General features: G+C 47.8%; 11 protein-coding genes and 1 pseudogene. 2 read left to right on the top strand and 10 right to left on the bottom strand.

Translation table 11 applies throughout. From position 1 onward, the window contains the following. Window positions 1-68 precede the first annotated feature (68 nt). Together FKV70_RS03015 and FKV70_RS03010 are read right to left on the bottom strand one after the other, a co-directional pair. Entirely contained in the window at window positions 69-455 is a 387-nt protein-coding gene (locus tag FKV70_RS03015; protein ID WP_063209925.1) for a spore coat protein, read from the bottom strand. Between the two features lie 25 nt (window positions 456-480). Beyond that, complete coding sequence (locus FKV70_RS03010) at window positions 481-717, bottom strand: hypothetical protein (RefSeq protein WP_142611785.1); 237 nt, start codon at window positions 715-717, stop codon at window positions 481-483. A 111-nt stretch (window positions 718-828) separates the two neighbouring features. Here FKV70_RS03010 and FKV70_RS03005 point away from each other — a divergent pair, with 111 nt between their 5' ends. Beyond that, window positions 829-2,067, top strand: a complete 1,239-nt coding sequence (locus tag FKV70_RS03005; protein ID WP_142611784.1) for an NAD(P)/FAD-dependent oxidoreductase — start codon at window positions 829-831, stop codon at window positions 2,065-2,067. A gap of 69 nt (window positions 2,068-2,136) precedes the next feature. Here the strand turns inward: FKV70_RS03005 and FKV70_RS03000 are convergent, their stop codons facing one another. The 4 genes from FKV70_RS03000 to FKV70_RS02985 form a co-directional block, all read right to left on the bottom strand. Beyond that, window positions 2,137-3,390, bottom strand: a complete 1,254-nt coding sequence (locus FKV70_RS03000) for an MFS transporter (protein ID WP_142611783.1) — start codon at window positions 3,388-3,390, stop codon at window positions 2,137-2,139. 116 nt (window positions 3,391-3,506) lie between these two features. After that, entirely contained in the window at window positions 3,507-4,223 is a 717-nt protein-coding gene (locus FKV70_RS02995) for a hypothetical protein (RefSeq protein WP_142611782.1), read from the bottom strand. 55 nt (window positions 4,224-4,278) lie between these two features. Further along, window positions 4,279-4,692, bottom strand: a complete 414-nt coding sequence (locus tag FKV70_RS02990; protein WP_063209930.1) for a DUF350 domain-containing protein — start codon at window positions 4,690-4,692, stop codon at window positions 4,279-4,281. A gap of 52 nt (window positions 4,693-4,744) precedes the next feature. Further along, on the bottom strand, window positions 4,745-7,114 hold the full coding sequence (locus tag FKV70_RS02985; RefSeq protein WP_142611781.1) for an endonuclease MutS2: 2,370 nt from the start codon (window positions 7,112-7,114) through the stop codon (window positions 4,745-4,747). A 153-nt stretch (window positions 7,115-7,267) separates the two neighbouring features. Here FKV70_RS02985 and FKV70_RS02980 point away from each other — a divergent pair, with 153 nt between their 5' ends. Beyond that, on the top strand, window positions 7,268-7,627 hold the full coding sequence (locus tag FKV70_RS02980; RefSeq protein ID WP_063209932.1) for a phage holin family protein: 360 nt from the start codon (window positions 7,268-7,270) through the stop codon (window positions 7,625-7,627). 150 nt (window positions 7,628-7,777) lie between these two features. Here the strand turns inward: FKV70_RS02980 and FKV70_RS02975 are convergent, their stop codons facing one another. The 4 genes and pseudogenes from FKV70_RS02975 to FKV70_RS26860 form a co-directional block, all read right to left on the bottom strand. Next, window positions 7,778-9,802, bottom strand: coding sequence for a DNA repair protein (locus FKV70_RS02975; RefSeq protein WP_142611780.1), 2,025 nt, complete (start codon window positions 9,800-9,802; stop codon window positions 7,778-7,780). A gap of 207 nt (window positions 9,803-10,009) precedes the next feature. Further along, window positions 10,010-12,457 carry a phenylalanine--tRNA ligase subunit beta gene (gene pheT / locus FKV70_RS02970; protein ID WP_142611779.1) on the bottom strand — a complete coding sequence of 816 codons (2,448 nt, stop codon included), beginning with the start codon at window positions 12,455-12,457 and terminating at the stop codon, window positions 10,010-10,012. 28 nt (window positions 12,458-12,485) lie between these two features. Continuing rightward, on the bottom strand, window positions 12,486-13,517 hold the full coding sequence (gene pheS / locus FKV70_RS02965; RefSeq protein WP_280115053.1) for a phenylalanine--tRNA ligase subunit alpha: 1,032 nt from the start codon (window positions 13,515-13,517) through the stop codon (window positions 12,486-12,488). 433 nt (window positions 13,518-13,950) lie between these two features. Then, window positions 13,951-15,656 (bottom strand): annotated as a pseudogene (locus tag FKV70_RS26860) (ABC-F family ATP-binding cassette domain-containing protein). Window positions 15,657-15,869 lie beyond the last annotated feature (213 nt).

The raw sequence follows: 15,869 nt of genomic DNA, 5'->3' as shown, positions 1-15,869 counted from the left end.
CCGCCCCGGTAAACCCGGCAAGACGGACGGCTGTTATGGGAAATTGCTTCAAAAACGGAAAATCCCGTTTACATATAATAAGGGTTGCTTTGGTGAGCAGATTGGCCCTGCTGATGCATAGGTTGGCCATATACTCCCGAGGATGACGACTTCTGCTGAATGAACTGTTGGCATTCCTGTTGAGTCTTGCGAGCTTCTTGAATCTGTTTGTCCAAATCGATACGCAGTGCTTTTGACGAAGTGGAGTACATATTGTTTTGACTCATCAGACGATACAAATCCCCTTGCATACGCAAGGTATCATTCGTAAGGTCGGTGAACATCTGACGCACAGACGGACAATTGGATTCTGTCGTCGCTGTTGTGTACTCGCGCACTGTACGCTTCATATCGGCAAGAATGCTATAGAGCAAATCTTCTTCAGGCATAAATGACATATTGTTTTGTGAATACATCTGGTCAAACCTCCTTTAGTAGTAATTACTGCTGCGGTTGCATAGGGGCAAGTTGTTGATGTTGTTGAAGAGCATTGGAAAGTACATTCAAGTGGTGCTCATGAGTTCTTGCCAGTTGCAAACAGGCCTGCTGAATGGCTGGTTGTTGAATAGAAGCCGCTGTCGCCGCACATTGTTTGAGCAGTAGTTCTTCATTGGAAATGGAGTCTACGATGTACTCCAGCTCTTTGCCTGTCAGGGGTTGCATGTTCGTAGATTGCATAATCTCCGTGCCTCCTTAAATGTTTTGTTGCACGCTGGTTATCTTGTCCGTTTGGCGAAATACTATGTACACATATGAAATACTACATATTGCCTATGAGGAGTGCTATTTATGGAATTGATAAGCGGGAATACGTTTTGGCCGACTACTTTGGAGCAAATGCTGGATTTTCCTCCTTTAGCAGAGGATATAAATTGTGATGTACTGATCATTGGAGGCGGGATGGGTGGATCCCTCTGCTCCCGGCTATTGGGAGAACGACAGGTGGACACTGTACTTATTGACAAGCGAAGGCTGGCACATGGAAGCTCTTCTGCCAATACTGGATTGCTGCAATATAGCAATGACAAGACTTTAACCTCTTTTATTAATACGTTTGGCGAGACCAACGGTGTACTGTTTTACCGTATGTGCAAGGATGCGCTGGATCAGCTAGATAAACTGGCTACCACACTGGATAAGGACCCTGCCTTTATTCGCCGCAGCAGCCTGTACTACGCAAGTACAAAAGAGGATGTACAGGTGCTCCAGGAAGAATACAGACAGCTAACCCGTTTTGGATTTCCAGTGGAATACTGGGATGAACATCAGGTTGCTGCCCGATTTCCTTTTCGAAAACCAGCAGCCTTATATACGCACGAAGATGCTGAGGTTAATCCGTTTTTATTTGCCCAGGGACTGCTGCAATCTGCCAGCCGTCTCGGTGTTCGCTTATATGAGCATACAGAAGCTAAACATTTTGAATTCAACGATAAGGAGGTCGTTTGTCATGCCAACGGCCGGATGATCCGTACAAAAAAAGTTATTTTTGCTACAGGTTATGAAACACAAGAGATTAAAACAGATCGCGGAGCCGTGCTAGAAAGCTCTTATGCTATCGCCACCAATCCCATCGGAGATGCTCCCTTATGGCATGAGCAGTGTCTGATCTGGGAAACTGCTCGTCCTTATCTGTATATGCGCTCAACACCGGAAAGACGTATCATTATTGGTGGTTTGGATGAGCCCGTACTGGATGCCAAGCAGCGTGAAATCAGGTTGTTGCACCAACAGCACAAGCTACTCCAAGCACTACAGGAGCATTTTCCCGGCGTCCCGTTTCAAATCGATTATGCTTGGGCGGCTATATTCGGCACCTCCCACGATGGCTTGCCTTATATTGGTCCACATCCACGTTTTCCAAACTGCTACTTTTTGGAGGGTTACGGGGGGAATGGGACGGTTACGAGTATGGTGGCCGCACAGCTTTTGGCTGATGAGCTGACGGGCACACACCGACCTGAAATGGAGCTGTTTTCTCTGATCCGTCCCACCAAACCCTCACCCGAGACAACAGAACCGATGATTTAAATGAGATACAAAAAGAACCTCCTTTTCCTTATCAACGGATTTGGAGGTTCTTTGGTATTGAATTTATAATTATTCGGTTTGCTTGTGCCAGCGTCGTGCGTGAGAATGAGCCTTGCTTTGCTTCGTTTTTTGTTCCATCTTCAGCACACTTCGCATGAAGATCCACCCAATCACTGGCATCAATGCAAGTCCAATCAATAACCAGATCATCGCCGTAGGAGCCTTACTAATACTTAGAACACCCAAGAAAATCAGTGTTCCCGTCAACCGGCCTATCATTAAGCATAGTTCTCGCAGTACCACCAGTTCCACTCTCTGATTAGCGTCTCCTTCACTCGTTCCCATCAGATCAAAACTCGCAGAAATCATAGGAATTAAATACAAAGGCATGAATAAAGCCGTGCCAATCCCCATAATCAGCAGTGTGCTATACTCCATACGCCACAATAACGGTAAAAGCGCGATCACCAACAGCACGGAACCCAACAGCATACCAGCCGAGCGATAGTGTGGCTTCAGCCATTTTCCGACAGCCCAAAAGCTAAAAAATGAAACCCCTGATGTAATAAGTGAAAACTGTGCTAGCTTCCATTCCTGTTGAGTAACTACATACACGAGCAGCGTTATCAGGAAAGCAAATACCCCTTCACGGATGCCCTGTGTAACAAGTGATAACGACAACGGACGCCACATACTCCCCTTTTGTGACAATCGCTGCTTAGGTTCCTTCCAATTGTACTTTCCTGTCGGTTTACGCTTGCGGAGAAAGAAGCTCAGCACCACCCCTACGACATAAAAGGCCAAGGAAATACTGAATATCACGCGATACCCCGCATCATCCTCCATGCGCGCAATAATCCAACCAGAGAGCCACGGGCCCACTATACCGGAAAACGAGCCCAGCAGACCCACCCATCCGTTAAAATGATCACGACTTGCCTGATCCGTGACTTCAAAAAAAATGACATTAAACGCCAGCCAAAACAAACCTAATGCTGCACCCAATAACATTCCGAGCGGCCATATGTAGTTTACAGCCTGAGGTCCCGTATACAACACGATTAGATAGAATAGGCCAGACAATGCGGTTCCCACGCGCAGGGCATTCATTTTGTTATGTTCCTTGACCCACTTTCCAGCCACCCAGACCATAATTCCCAGCGCGATTTGTTGGCTGACATTAAACCATCCGATCATCGCGTAATCCTGCCTGCTTTTCCATAAATACACATTAAGAAATGTACCGGACAATGCTGCTGCAAACACAAACAATCCATTCAAGCTTAGTAGCAGAATGGATTGTCCGTTCAGGTTTGATTTCAATGCAGTTCCCCCCAACGGAAAAATCACCAATCAGCTTATTACGAGCCAGCCTGTTCAAAGTTTTCTTTGATATAACATGCCCGTATTGAGCTTGGACCTATCCGGGGAATTGCTATTTAATTATTGGAAATACCACTGAGCTTCTCCAGCATCCGCAAGCGGTCATCCTCTGACAAAGTCTGCTGAACATGGAAGCAGCTAGGACACACATAAACATTCAAAACGAACGGCAAATCGAGAACAGGTTTACCGAGCACTGGAGATATCGATGATTCAAAGCCTTCTCTGGTGACGGTTTGTAAACCCGCATGCAGCATATACTCTCCGCATTGGGAACATTCAAGAACTTCCTCTTGTCTATCGAGTATTTGTTCAGCACCTTGTTCATAAGCCATAAGATCTGCACCGCTTTCTTCGAATTTTTGTAAAGTATGCAGCACAGGCAGCTTGTGAAGCTCATTATCCTGCAATAACGGTGCATCAGCCGGCTTTTCAACCACCATTTCATCCTCTGCCTCATATAAAATATCCTGTTCGTCATCATCGCCAAGCTGAATACTCAATGTACGGTAACCCTTAAGGTCTTCTTCTCCATGAGCGTGAAGCGCGGGAGTTACAGAACCCTCATGATCCGCATGATCATGTGTTGCATTTTCATGCCCATCCTTATGTTTGTGAGCAGGTGGAGGAACAGACTCAGACTCATCTTCCTCATCGGTGAGGTCTGAGTATCCCTTCAGATCATTATGACAATAAGGACACTCTTCTTCAGGTCCTAATTCTTCATCCCAGATAATTTCCATGTTACACCATGGACAAATCGTCATTTCCAATCTTTATCATCCTTCCGTTCCAATGCGTATACCAAGCTCTAGTATACAGGATGTGTCAAGTTACACTCGCACCAATCACATAAGAAAGTGATATAGAAATAATCATGGAGAACAAGCCAACTGCCCGGTTATCCTCTTTAATCTCCTGATCGATAGAAAATACCGGTGTCAGAAATTCAAAAAGAAAGTACGCTGCAAGCAGCAGTAAAAAGCCAACGAACGACCAGATCATCGTATCATACACGCTGGATTTAGACTCCATTGCAAAGCGGAGCACGTTGCAAATACCAAACATTTTTCCACCCGTTGCCATGGCTACCGAAACATTGCCTCGCTTGATCTCTTCCCAGCATTTATAACGGGTTACCAGCTCAAAGCAGGATAAAAAAACAATTAACTCCAGCACCGCCACGGAGAAATAACCCAGCATCATCCCCAACGGATGCGATAGCAATTCATCAATCGCCATCTTCACCTCGTCCCTCCCGTTCTACCAAGCGTTCTCGGTCAGCAACCTATATCTATTCCAATTCAGCAACCGTTACACCCGCGCCGCCTTCATTGTAGTTACCGATACGATAGCTTTTCACATGCTTATGCTTGCGAAGGTACTCCTGAATACCGGTTCTCAGGACCCCGGTACCTTTGCCATGAATAATGTATACCTGACCCAGATTGGCCAAAAACGCTTCATCCATGAAGCGGTCCACTTCCATCAGTGCTTCCTCTACGTTGGCTCCCCGAAGGTCAAGTTCACTACGCACATTATCATCCCGTGTCCGCTTAACGCCAGTGACTGGCTTTTGGACCCTTGGAGTAGTCGTTGGGGCTGGTTGCAGTAACTCCAGATCGTCCAGACTGACCTTCATTTTCATGATGCCCAGCTGAACGATAGCTTCCTTGCTGCCAGTCAGTTCAACCACGTGACCTTTTTTATTCAGACTGTGAACTGATACTTCATCGCCAGCCATGATCGAACGAGTACGCGTAGTGGTTGAACGTTTGGCTGTATTTTTCTTACGTTGCTTCGGTTCAGCTTCATCCAGTTCTTTACGAGCTGCAATCAACTTGTGCTCCTTAACCGAGGCTCCCTCTTCCTGAGCCAATCTGCGCAAATCATTAATAATTTTCTCCGCTTCACTACGAGCCTTATCTACGAGAATTCTTGCTTCGTCTTCAGCCTTTTCCAGCATGCGGTCCCGTTGTGACTCCAGTTTATCCAGCTCGGTCTGATGGCGGGTACGCAATGCTTCCATTTCCTTACGCAGTTGCTCTGCTTTTTCCCGTTCTTGCTCAGCAGTCAAACGGTTCTGCTCCAGTGACGCAATCATGTGCTCGACGCGCTGGTCTTCCTCCGTTACCTCGCCACGAGCATAATCTAATATCCGCCCCGGCAATCCCAATCGCTCGGCAATGGCAAAAGCGTTACTTCGTCCGGGTACACCGACCAGAAGGCGGTACGTCGGGCTTAACGTAGCGACATCGAACTCCATACTTGCATTAATAATTCCTTTGCGCTCATAGGCATACGCCTTCAATTCACTATAGTGAGTCGTCGCCACCATACGGCAACCCATAGCATGTATATGTTCCAGAATGGACACAGCCAGCGCCGAACCTTCGGCCGGATCCGTTCCTGCCCCCACCTCATCAAGCAATACAAGGCTTTTAGGTGTCATACTCTTCAAGATGCTAATAATATTGGTCATGTGACTGGAAAATGTACTCAAGTTTTGCTCAATGCTCTGCTCGTCACCAATATCGGCATAGATTGCATCAAATACGCATAGCTGGCTTTCATCCTCAACAGGCACAAACAGTCCAGACATCGCCATTAAACTTAGCAGACCTATCGTTTTCAGGGTAACGGTTTTCCCCCCTGTATTCGGTCCGGTAACGATAATGGAGGTGTACGAATTACCCAGCTCCACATCTATGGGAACGACCTGTTCCAATGGAATTAGAGGGTGTCTACCCTTTTTCAACTTCAAGTACCCGCGATCATTCATTAAAGGCAACGTTGCCTTCATTTCACGAGCAAGACGCGCTTTTGCAAAAATAAAATCAAGATTGCCCAAAATATCCACATCATACAGCAACATATCTGCTTGTTCTGCGACAAGTGCGGTCAGCTTTTGTAAAATGACTTCAATTTCACGCTCTTCTCTCAGCCTGGTTTCCCTCAGCTTGTTGTTCATAGCTACAATGGATTCAGGCTCGATAAACAATGTTGCGCCGGACCCGGATTGATCATGCACAATTCCGCCAAAATAAGAACGATATTCGGCTTTGACCGGGATGACAAACCGATCTCCACGAATCGTAATCAACTGATCCTGAAGCATTTTGGATACGGTTGAGGAGCGAATCATGGAATCCAGCTTTTCACGGATACGCACTTCACCTGATCGCAGCTCGCGGCGAATTTGTGAAAGCTCTGTACTGGCGGAATCCAGCACCTCTGCATTTTCGTCAATACAGCCTTTAATCGAGTTTTCCAAACTTCTTTGCTCCGATAGCTGCTCACTCCAATACAGCAATGTTTCAACAGGATTTTCCTCATGCAAACTTGTCACATATACCTGTATACGGCGTGCAGCTTGAACCGTTGTCCGAATCCCAAGCAACTCCTGCGGACTTAACGTTCCTCCAATACGGGCACGCTTCACCGCCGGAGTGATATCCACTACTCCATTAAAGGAAGGCACTCCTTTTAACCGATCAGCAGCATAGGCCTCATCCGTACCTTTCAGCAATTTCTTGATATGCTCCAAATCGTCGCTGGGCTGTAATCGAAGAGCGATCTGTTGTCCCGTTGCCGTTTGGGCATAGTGACTTAGTTTATTTAGAATTTTTTGATATTCAAGGGTTTTGAAAATTTTAGAGTCCAACTTCACTGCTCCTTTCACTTATATCTATATTATACCGAAAGCAGCAAACTTACGCTATTTGCCAACTCTGCTTTACACATAAGAAAGCTCTTTATGCCACACACTAACCTTTGTCTAACCCTGTTAATTCAAAAAAACAAAGGAGGTTATTCCGTGAGCATTCTCGGGCACATTGTACGTTTCATCGTTGCCGCTCTGGTTCTGATGGTCGTAAGCTGGATCGTTCCCGGATTTAGTGTAGGCGGCTTTTGGAGTGCGCTGATCCTTGCCATTGTCATTGCCTTGATTGGCTATATCGTCGAGGCGATATTTGGTCGACGCGTTTCCCCATTTGGACGCGGTATCGTTGGTTTTCTGGTGAGCGCTCTGGTTATCTGGGTCGCTCAATATGTCGTGGCCCATGTTAGTGTTTCGATTATGGGCGCATTGCTCGCTGCATTGGTTATCGGGATTATCGATCTGTTCATTCCGGTATCGACACCGTTTGAAGCCGGACGCAAGGAAGCGAAATAATTTCAGCAGACACTTCCAGTATAGCTGTCCCGAAGCAGATTCATCTGCCAAAGGACAGCTTTTTGCCATTTTACACTTTTTAGCATGACCATAGACAAAAAATCCCCAGCCATGAGCAGCCGGGGATTGCCTTACATTTATAATCCGTATCTACTGATCCTGTTCAATAAGTTCAATCCATTCATTATACTCCGTTTGAAGCTTGGTGTATTCTTCCTTGAGCTGACGTAATTCTGTCGAAATTTTTTCTGTATTTTCTCGATCTACATCCTGTTGTACTTGTAATAACCGAAGCTGATGAGCCGCCATTTCATATTTCTGACCCACTTCGTCTAATTCAGACTGCAAGGCCTTCCGTTCCTGCTCGATGGACTGCTGTTCTGCCTTTGCGGTGTTGGCAGCCTCAACTGCGAAACGTATCTCCTCCTGAAGTTGTTCCTTCTGTTCAAGCGTTACCGCTATTTCCCGTTCCCAAGATGCAAATTCTTCCTTACGGGCAGCATCTTCAGCTTCCAGACGTTCCGCTTCAGCCTTCAACTGATCATATTTATGCTGCCATTCCACAGAAGCCTTCTCAGCACGTTCCAGTTCACTTTGCCGGTCATGGTTTTCCTGCTGGAGCTGCTTAATATGTTGCTCCAGTTGCCCAGCTCGGCTCTTCATGCTTCCATATTGCTCCTGAAGCGATTGATACGCCTTCGCGCTCTCTTGCTCTCGAATATTAGCTTGCTCAAGCTCGTCCTGAACGCGAATCAGCTCAGGTGACAGCTCTTTGATTTTCGTTTCAAGTTGAACTAGACGTTGCTGCTGTGAAGCATATTGATTATTAGCAGCTTCAACCTCAGCTATGGACTGCTGCAGCTGCTCCTCTATCGCTTCCTTCTGTTCACGCGCTTCCAGCAGGGAAAGTTCCAGTTCTTCTACTGCCGACTGACGCTCTTCTGCAAGCTTCTTCCATGACTTCTCGCTTTCAGCCAGCGTAGCCAGCTCGCTCTGCAGCTTGCGAGAAGATACATGAGCTTGCTCTAGCAACTTCTGCATCCGGCGCTGTTCTTCCTCTAGCTTAGCTGCCTGCTGCTGCGTAGCCTTGGCTTCAGCCGCCAGTTGATCATATCTGCTTTGCAGTTCTTCACGTGCGCGCGTACCTGCCTGCTCCCGCTCTGCTGCCGCCTGTTGCTGTGCTTGCAGCTCGACCTCCAGCTCGGACTGTTGTTGCTTCAATGCTGCAGCTTGCTCTTGAGCCTCCTCCAGGCGAGAAGAAAGCTCTGCGCTTCCTGCCTGTACTTGTTCTAATTGCTCCTGAAGCTCCTCAATCCGAATCTCCTGCTCCAGTGCAGCTTCCTCGGCACGTTGTTGTGCTTCCTCATGCTGGAGCTTTTCTTCATTTAGTGCCAATTCAGCCTGTCTACGTTCCTGCTCCAGCTGATCATTCAGCCCGGAGCACTTGGTCTGCCATTCGCTTAGCTTCTGGCTATGCTCTTGCCGCAAAGCAGATCGCAATTTGTCCAGCTCTATACGCTTCTGCTCCTGATGAGTCTTCTCCGCAGCCGAAAGCTTAGCTTCAGCCTGTTTGGCCGCTTCGACTATTTCCTTCTTCAGCTGCTCTTCTCTCTGCCGGACACGCGCATTCGCAGATTCTTGCTGCTCCTTCAGCTTTCGAGAAGCTTCTTGCCGGGATTCCTCCAATTCACGCTTGGCCTGTTTTTGTTCATGTTCAAGCTCAGCCGCTTTTTTCTCCTGCTGTTCAAGCTTTGCCTTCAACTCGGCAATTTCCTTGGCTGATGCAGATTCAGTTTCCATCAGCTTCTTCTGCGTTGTTTCTTTTTCTTCCCTCAATTGAATAAGAGCTTGCTGCATATCTGAATTTTTCTGCTGTTGTTCCCCTAGGGCCGTCTGGAGCTGCGCCAGATCTCCCCGGAGTTCCGCCCGTTCCGCTGCCAAGCGATTCATGTGGCTCTGAATCTCCTGGATTTGTACAGCTTCTTCAGCCATATGAACCGCAGCCAGCACGGCAATTCGGGGCATATCCAGACGCGAATGAGCTTGAGAAATGCTATGCATACGTTCATCTACGTAATTGGCAACCTGCTTCATATAATCACTATTACTACCGACAAGTTTATAAGAAGTACCGTAGATCTCTACAGTGACGCGAGTACGATCTGGTGTAGTCACAATTATGCCCTCCTTCAATACTACTGTATGTTGATTCTAAGATGTGTCCGGTACTAGGGTAACCCGCCTTCGTGAAGCGTTCAACCTTATTAGCCCGGCTTCCCCGCAGCGGGTGAATATCAGAGTAGAGAGCTTCAATGATGATAGGCCAAAAAGCCGTATCGAACCTCTGTCACTAAGATTCGATACGGCTTCCCGCATTTCCTGCTACTTTCTCAATTCCGCTCCAAAAGTTTGTTCCAGAGACGTAACGACAGGAGAATGCGCCGCATTGATCTCTTCATCTGTTAACGTATGCTCCCAATGACGATAGGTCAGGGAAATAGCTACGCTCTTCTTGTCTTCACCAAGCTTGCTGCCTGTAAATACATCAAACACCCGTGCATCCTGCAACAGTTCTCCGCCTGCAACGTGAATAACACGAAGCAGCTCCCCTGCCTCAACATCTTTATCCACCACGAGAGCAATGTCACGTTCCACGGACGGGAAGCGAGCCAGCTCTTTGAACTGAATATGGGAGTTTGCATGTTCAATGAGCTGTTGCAACGAAATTTCTGCTACATACGTATCATTCAGCCCATAGGACTGTTGCAGCTCCGGATGAATCTGCCCAATCGTACCGATCCGCTGAGAGCTACCATTTACATCCAGCCATACCGAAGCGGAACGTCCTGGGTGGTAGCTTTGCGGTTGGTCAGCCACATAACGAATGCTGGCACTTAGCCCGAAATAATCTAACACCGTTTCAAGCGCACCTTTAATATCAAAGAAATCAACCTTTTCAGCACCGATGTTCCACTGTTTTTCACGGCGAACCCCAGTCAGCAATAGACTGAGCACCTGAATTTCCTGCGGCTGGCGGGTTAATGTCTGTTCTTCTGTATAAAATACAGTTCCCATCTCAAAAATGGCCAGATTATCCTGCTTGCGATTCATATTGTACACCGCTGTATCCAGCATCTGCGGAATGATACTCGTACGCAAAACGCTCCGGTCTTCGCTCATAGGCATGGCCAAACGTACCGGATGACTGCCTTCTGTCAGAGCATTAAACAAGGCTGTGCTTTGCGGATGTACAAAAGAGTAACTGATCGTCTCCTGCCAGCCACCATGAGCCAGCAATCTACGCAAAGAGCGACGCAGGGATTGCGATGCCGTCAAAGCTCCTGGAGTTGTCGGTCCCTCAATCGGCGTGGTTGGGATATTGTCATAGCCATACAAACGTGCCACTTCTTCGATTAAGTCCACATCAATAGTAATATCCCCGCGGCGTGTAGGTACTTCAACTTCCAACACCCCTTGTTCTGCATCGCCACATCCGAAATGAAGTCTACCAAGGATCGTCTTCACCTCAAGCAGGGACAGTTCGGTTCCCAAATATCGGTTTATTTTATCTAGCGACAGCTTGATAATGCGGTTTTCAGCTTTTGCAAAAGCAGACTCTACGATGCCCTGGTGTACAGTCCCCCCTGCATAACGCTGGATCAGCGCAGCTGCACGATTTACAGCATGTATAACAGCGCCTGGATCAACCTCTTTTTCAAAACGCAGACTTGCTTCTGAGCGCAGTCCGAGTTGACGGGATGTTTTGCGAACTGTACCGCCGTCAAACTTCGCAGATTCCAGTGCGATGCTGACTGTCGCATCCGTGACCTCGGAATTGGCTCCGCCCATCACGCCAGCCAATGCAATTGGCTTCACGCCGTCCGTAATCAGTAGCATATGCGGTTCCAGCTTACGTTCCTGATCGTCAAGTGTGATCAAAGTTTCGCCTGCACGAGCAAGTCGAACCTCAATATTTCCATGTTCCAGCTTATCCGCATCAAAAGCATGCAACGGCTGGCCGTATTCCAGCATGACGTAGTTCGTAATATCTACGATATTGTTGATTGGACGAACCCCTGCCGCCATCAGACGATTTTGAATCCATAATGGGGAAGGGCCCACTTTTACACCTGTGATATAACGTGCTGCATAATGCGTACACAGTTCAGGAACATCTACCTTTATGGACAGATGATCTGCCGCTGCATCGCTAATTTCCACCAGATCCTTAGCAGGGTCAGCCAGCGAAATGTCACGTCCTAGAATGGCGCTCACTTCATAAGCAGCTCCATGCATGCTCAGGCAATCCGAGCGGTTGGGTGTCAGATCAAAATCCAGCACCTGATCATCCAGGGCAAGCAGTTTCGTAATCGGCGTACCAATTTCAGCATCCTCTGGCAGCACCAAAATGCCTTCCTGCAATTCTTTTGGCAACAGCTTATCATTCATGCCCAGTTCTTTGGCCGAGCAGATCATGCCCATGGATACAACACCACGCAGCTTAGCCTTTTTAATATGGAAATCTCCTGGAAGTTTGGCACCTACAACTGCAACAGGAACCTTTTGACCTGCATCCACGTTCTTAGCACCACACACAATTTGCAAGTCTTCTCCCTGACCTGCATCAACAATACACACATTCAGCTTATCCGCGTCCGGGTGCTTTTCCTTGCTTTTGACATAGCCTACAACGACGCCAGTAATTCCTTGGTTGCGATGTTCGACTTCATCAATTTCAATGCCCGAACGGGTGATTTTTTCTGCCAGCTCCTCCGCACTCACTTGATCCAGTGATACATACTCGGACAGCCACTCGAATGATACTTTCATATGGGTTCACTTCCCTTGATATAGTTGTTTATTGACGCGCAAACTGCTTCAAGAACGACAGATCGCTGTTATAAAAATGACGAATATCGTCAATGCCGTATTTCAAAATGGCTATCCGTTCTACACCCATACCGAATGCAAAGCCACTGTACACCTCGGGATCAAAACCACCCATTTCCAGCACTTTCGGATGCACCATACCACAGCCCAAAATTTCGATCCATACGCGTTCGCCGTTTTTCTTCACAAAAGTCACGTCTACTTCAGCACTTGGCTCGGTGAACGGGAAGAAGCTTGGGCGCAACCGGATTTCGGTCGATTCCCCGAACATTTCGCGTGCAAATTGCAGCAAGGTCCCTTTCAAATCACTCATACGAATGTTTTTCCCAACCACAAGACCTTCAATTTGGTGGAATTGGAAGGAATGTGTTGCATCATCATCATCACGTCGGAATACCGTACCCGGACAAATCACCTTAATAGGCGTTTCACCCTTCATCGCCTCCATTGCGCGAATCTGAACCGGTGACGTATGGGTACGCATCAATAAATCTTCCGTCAGGTAAAATGAATCCTGCATATCCCGTGCCGGGTGGTTTTTAGGAAGATTCAATGCTTCGAAGTTATAATAATCAGTCTCTGCCTGCGGCCCCTCAGCCACTCGATATCCCATACCTGTAAAAATATCCTCAATTTGCTCAATCACTTTGTTAAGCGGGTGGAGCCCGCCTTGCGGCAGTGCGCGTCCAGGCAGCGTAACGTCGATTTTCTCCGCTTGCAAACGCTCGTTCGTTTCTGCTTTCGTGAACTCGTCCTGCTTACGGTTAACGACCTCTTCAATCGCCTCGCGCACCTCATTGGCTACCTGTCCAACAACTGGACGCTCTTCCGCGCTCAGCTTGCCCATACCGCGCAAAATTTCAGTCAGTGCACCCTTTTTACCCGAATATTTAACTCGTAGTTCAGCCAGTTCCTTGGGTGTTTCCACCTTCTCCAATACTTCCAGTGCTTCTTCCTTCAAGGCCAGCAAATGTTCCTTCATTTGGATGGTTTCGCTCATCGCCTGTTCAGTCCCCTTTCTTCATATCCAGCTTTTCAGACAACAAAAAAAGGTCTTTTCTCCCGGAAAGGGACGAAAAGACCGTGGTACCACCCTCGTTAGACAATGAAGATCAGCTACCCGATACTTTACCTTGCGGCAACCAGTTCGGGTGATCATTCATGTAATACATCATCGTCTCGCTCTGCACGTTGTAACGGTCGTGAACCGGTATCCCCTACTTACACATCCGCCATTTACATGACGCTTGAGGTTCAAGGAACTGCTCCGGAGCGAACTTCAACAGCCCAATATTTGTAGAAACGCTCTCAATCCTACGGCGCTTCCTCCCTGTTCAATCGGACACTGCCTACTCTTCTCCATCAAGACATTTTCAAAATACGAACTATTGCTCATTATTATATGCAAACTACTGCAATTTGGCAAGCAGCGCCTATATTTCATTCCTACAGATATCGGGATCATTTAACCGATCCAGCTTAGCACGAATGCGCCTGATATCGCTCAAGACCTCTTTATCTTCTTCACTCGTCCCTGCCATTCCCATCAATTCGGTAAGACGCAGCTGTAATCTAAGATGTTCTTCCCGCTCCTCTTGATCCTTTGGCTCTCGAATGCGGCTCCGTTCATCTTCTTGTTTTTCGTCGGCCGTCCCTTCATAGATCTCATATCCGCCTCCCGGCTTCATATCGAGCAGCCGAGTTGCCGTACAACGTACCAGTTCCCGGTCATGCGAGACGAGTACCAACGCCCCATCATTTCGGTTCAAAGAATCTTCTACAATTTCACGGGTTTCAATGTCAAAGTAATTTGTCGGTTCGTCCAGCACTAGCAGATTGGCTCCACTAAAGTACAAGCGCAAAAAAGCTATCCTGCATTTTTCTCCCATACTGAGCGTTCCGATCCTTTTAAATACATCCCCTTTGGCAAATAGAAAACAGCCCAGCACCGTTCTCGCTTCGGTTTAGGTCATCGTAGGGAGTGCAAGCAGACTGTCAAGCAACGTCTGGTCCTCTGGAAGCTGCTCCAGCTCCTGTGAAAAATATCCGATATTCAACTGTGGGTTGGTTGTAATTTTCCCTATCTGCGGTTCCAGCTGACCTGTCAATAACCGAAGCAGCGTGGTTTTGCCAATTCCATTGGGTCCCCGAACAGCCAAACGATCCCCACGTGCAACGTTCAGATTTAGATTTTTCATAATGACACGCTCGTCGTAGCTAAAGTCAACCTGCTCAGCACGCAGCAAATATTTAGCCTGAAAACCGCTGTCACTTAATTTCATGTGCAAAGACGGGGCTTCACGCGGTTGCTCTACCCTGTTAGCCTCCAGCCGCTCCAGTTCCTGCTTCCGATAGCTCGCCTCCTGCTCTCGTAGCTCCCGCTCCTTTTGCGCTTTATATTCCTATATCGGCCTTTATAGCGCTTAATGCCCTTGGGTGTCAGCTCAACCAAGCTTGTAGCCACCTTATCCAAAAAAGTTCTGTCATGCGATACAAACAGCAATGTTCCAGGATACGTGGACAGCCATTGCTCCAGCCAGAGCAAGCTTTCGGCATCCAGATGGTTGGTTGGCTCATCCAACACCAGCAACTTCGGCTGCCTGACCATCAGTCCGGCCAGCCGTACCCTCGTCTTCTGCCCTCCGCTCAGATCACCATAAGCAATCGACCACGTCTGGGCAGGCATACCCATTCGGGTGAGCGTCTTTTCCACCTCAGACTCCCAGGCAAAGCCTTGCAGACGCTCGTATTGATCCATCAGCTCCCCGTAACGCTCCAAATGATGCTCCATATCCTTCCCAGGATTGGCTAGGTGAGCTTCCAGCTGTCTCAATGCTTGCTTGAGATGCCAATGCTTAGGGCTGGCCTGCTGCGCGGCCTCCAGTGCGGTTCGTGACCCATCCAACGTATCCTGCTGCTTCAGCCAGCCGCGCTCTTCCAATGGTAAATCATGCTCTACTTGACCAGAGGTTGGTGCTTCATCTCCCAATAATATTCGCAATAGCGTCGTTTTACCTGCTCCATTTCTTCCGAACAGCGCGAGCCGTTCTCCTTCCGTCACGTCCAGCGACACCTTCTCCAATAAAGATGCCCCGTTCCATTCCTTGACTACGTTGCGAACTCGCAAAATGGTTTTCATACCACGATCATCCTTTCCCAGCCCGGTTTTCACACCGGAAGCAATAAAAAAAGCCGCAGAAGGCTGCGACTTGCATACAGGAATATAGAATGACTGCTATGATTTGTTTCTTTCATTTCAGACACACTTCTCCCGTTGCAGCTTGCAGCCGCCTGCCAGTAACATGCAGTTAAATGGGAAAATCAGTGTGCTTACTTCATCGGACGTATGGTA

The sequence above is a fragment of the Paenibacillus ottowii genome, from assembly GCF_006874425.1.
GTDB lineage: Bacteria > Bacillota > Bacilli > Paenibacillales > Paenibacillaceae > Paenibacillus > Paenibacillus ottowii.
Note: the sequence above shows the minus strand (reverse complement) of the source record. Positions and strands in the feature narration are given on the sequence as shown.